The organism is Streptomyces sp. NPDC001933, from assembly GCF_042890955.1.
In the GTDB taxonomy this organism is placed as follows: domain Bacteria; phylum Actinomycetota; class Actinomycetes; order Streptomycetales; family Streptomycetaceae; genus Streptomyces.
Window position 1 is genome coordinate 1 of the sequence record NZ_JBIASS010000131.1, and the last position, 1012, is coordinate 1012.

Annotated in this window: 1 pseudogene; it reads left to right on the forward strand. The window is 61.6% G+C overall.

The features are described from left to right. Nucleotides 1–54: 54 nt before the first annotated feature. A pseudogene (locus tag ACFYY7_RS45770) lies at nucleotides 55–1012 on the forward strand (site-specific integrase); the annotation flags it as partial.

Genomic DNA, 1012 nt, shown 5'->3' on the forward strand with positions numbered 1-1012 from the left:
TTGGTCACACATCTGCAGCGGGCGCACGTCGTGTACTCCGGTACTGATCCCACCATGGCCGACGTGTGGAAACCTGCCGTCGTGGGCCTGCAAGCTGCTCCGGACCGGCGATACAGTGCGGCCGGTGGCGTTGTGGACTTCCGAGAGATCAGACAGCGATGGCTTCGAGAGATCACCAAACAATTCGGCCGCGAGGTACGCCCACCCGTGACGACACTGCGGCACACCGTTCATGCCGCCGAAATCGCTTCACGGCAACTCTCGCTGCGCACGAACGGCGATCACCCCGAACTACTCGACCACGGTGACATGAGCGCTGTCGTCGAGGGTTTCCGCACCAGCGCCGATCGAGAGGGCAAGCCCCATTCCTTCACCCATCGACGATCATTGCTCGGGTGGTGGCGCCGACTTCTCGAGTTCTCACGCCGCACGGGCGCAATGGATGACATCCCCGGCTCCTTCGCACTCGATCTGCGTTCGCACACAATTGCCCAGGTCGAGACCAGCGAGGACGACTTCGGACGCACGATCCCCGAACATGTCATCGCACAACTCGATCAACACCTCGAGCTGCTGGGTAGGCACTCCACGTACTCCGCGCCGGGCTGGAACCCTGACGACTACGCCATGATGTATCAGACGGTCTACCAGATCATCCGGGACACCGGTCGACGCCCGAGTGAGATCGTCGGGCTCAAACGCTCATGCCTGGACTGGGTCGACGGCAAGCCCACACTCGTCTACGACAACCGTAAACGTCGCAGAATGGGGCGTAGATTGCCGATCAGCACTGCAACGGCAACCGTGATCGACCAATGGCTCGACCACCTTCAATCGCTGTCTGTTCCGGACACACTGTGCGACTGGCTCTTTCCCACGCCGGGAACCCGCAACAACATTCGCCGCGGGCACTTGAGCGGTGCGCAGTTCGGGTCCCGGGCCTTCGCCATCTGGATCGATGCAATCCCGGAACTTGTCGACGAAAGACTCGACGATGACGGAAACCCAGCTC